This window comes from Novosphingobium album (ex Hu et al. 2023), from assembly GCF_022832385.1.
Taxonomy (GTDB): Bacteria; Pseudomonadota; Alphaproteobacteria; order Sphingomonadales; family Sphingomonadaceae; genus Novosphingobium; species Novosphingobium album.
Genome location: NZ_JALHLE010000068.1, coordinates 1 through 1,641, shown reverse-complemented (window position 1 = coordinate 1,641; position 1,641 = coordinate 1). Strand labels below are relative to the sequence as shown.

The 1,641-nt window shown below is 57.2% G+C and carries 3 protein-coding genes; all 3 read left to right on the top strand.

Translation table 11 applies throughout. The features are described 5' to 3' along the window. The first annotated feature begins 62 nt into the window (after positions 1–62). The 3 genes from MTR64_RS21230 (at position 63) to MTR64_RS21220 (ending at position 1,339) form a co-directional block, all read left to right on the top strand. Positions 63–458, top strand: coding sequence for a hypothetical protein (locus MTR64_RS21230; RefSeq protein WP_243996580.1), 396 nt, complete (start codon positions 63–65; stop codon positions 456–458). Between the two features lie 288 nt (positions 459–746). After that, on the top strand, positions 747–911 hold the full coding sequence (locus MTR64_RS21225; protein ID WP_243996577.1) for a hypothetical protein: 165 nt from the start codon (positions 747–749) through the stop codon (positions 909–911). After that, positions 908–1,339: an acyl-CoA thioesterase gene (locus tag MTR64_RS21220; RefSeq protein WP_243996575.1), complete on the top strand. Its 432-nt coding sequence runs from the start codon at positions 908–910 to the stop codon at positions 1,337–1,339. Before MTR64_RS21225 ends, MTR64_RS21220 begins: the two co-directional genes overlap by 4 nt. Positions 1,340–1,641 lie beyond the last annotated feature (302 nt).

Here is a 1,641-nt window from a genome sequence, read left to right as displayed (position 1 = left end):
TTTTACACTAACAAATCACACGGACCACTCAGCGGGGGCCGATCAATCCGCTGACCAGAGCCATGATCACGCTGGTGTCACGCGAGTGCCCAAACACTGATAGCGAAAAACCGGAACGTTATTCCGGTTTATGCCTGGCGATGGAGGGAGTCAAGATTGCCGCGCCACAACAACTGACGGAGAAAGTCGAGAGAAGATCCGGCCTCCAGCGGGGCCTGCAGCACCTTGTGAGGATCGTGAACGTTGGTTTTACGGTGCCGGGAATGGAAGAAAAGAACGATGCCGGAGACCTGCCCGCCGTCGTCCGCGACAGTGCGGTCCGGTTGGCATTGAAGGCGCAACAAGCGGCGGCAGCGGGAAGCCCCAGAAGCCTCGTCCAATGTGATTCCCAAAAACCAATGCACTTCCACATTCAGAACAGCCCCGAAGACATCCTTGAGACCGAATCAATGATCTGATTAAGAGAGTTCCCGGGTCTGACAGAGATCGTCCGACACTCGAACCATCGCTGAAATTGCCAGATGGGGCCATAAATGGGGTCACTAAATTTCAGCATCAAGGTATTGACTTTACTATACTTCATACTTTCAGTTAGCAGTTCCTCTTGTGGCACTATCTACCTACTCGCGGGTGTTCGTTAACAGGCGCGAAGGAGCGGAAACACGTATCCGACCGGCCATCGTTTCCACTTCCTTCTGCATGGCCGTTCCATAATCTCTTGCCGCCCATTGCGCCGGATTTCATACATGGGCGCCTCACATGAGCACCATTACAAACCTGAATTGCGGGCCAGTCCCGGCCACACCTGCTACCTGACCGCAGATACCAACCTGCTGGAGCAACTCGTGAAGACCAACCCACCTGTCATCCATCTGGCCGCTGGGCACTGCCTGCACAAGGCTGACCTGTGAGCCGTGCTCCCCTGCTACCCCGCGGAGCCTACTGGCACTTCACGCCGATCAGCACGCGATGGCACGACAACGACGTCTACGGACATGTCAACAATGTGGTTTACTATTCCTGGTTCGACACCGCCGTAAACGCATGGCTGATCGACGTCGGTCTCCTAGATATCGAGAATGGCAATCCGATCGGCCTCGTCGTTGAAACGGGCTGCCGCTACGCCGCGCCGGTCGAATTCCCGCAGAAAATCGAGGTCGGGTTAAAGGTCGCCCGCATCGGAACCAGCAGCGTGACTTATGTTCTGGGCATCTTCGTGGAAGGGCGGGAGGAGCCCGCCGCCGAAGGCCGGTTCACGCACGTCTATGTCGATCGCGACAGCCGGAGACCGATCCCGCTGCCCAACACCTGGCGAGCCATACTCGAAACCATAGCCTGACACCCTCTCAAGCCTGCCGCAGAGAAAACGGGCGCGCCCCCTCATGTATCACAGCGGCGTTGTTGCGGCAGCCCAGGACCATGCAGCAAAAGCCACGCTTGACGCCGGCTTTGAGGGCGGACAGAGGTTATTTGAGTATACATCACCGTTGATTATCATAGCCCGACACCGGGACAACCGACGTTCGCGAGCGCGCATAGCGCGTGTTCAATTCCGTGGATGCACAACCATGTGGCACGGATCCAGAGACAAGCCGGCCGCCACCGGAGAGAGGCAAGACCCATGACGACCCAGACCATGTA

What these genes read in the sequence shown, in the direction of transcription:
- MTR64_RS21230 (WP_243996580.1), top strand. Translation starts at nt 63, where the DNA reads ATGATCACGCTGGTGTCACGCGAGTGCCCAAACACTGATAGCGAAAAA.
- MTR64_RS21225 (WP_243996577.1), top strand. Translation starts at nt 747, where the DNA reads ATGGGCGCCTCACATGAGCACCATTACAAACCTGAATTGCGGGCCAGT.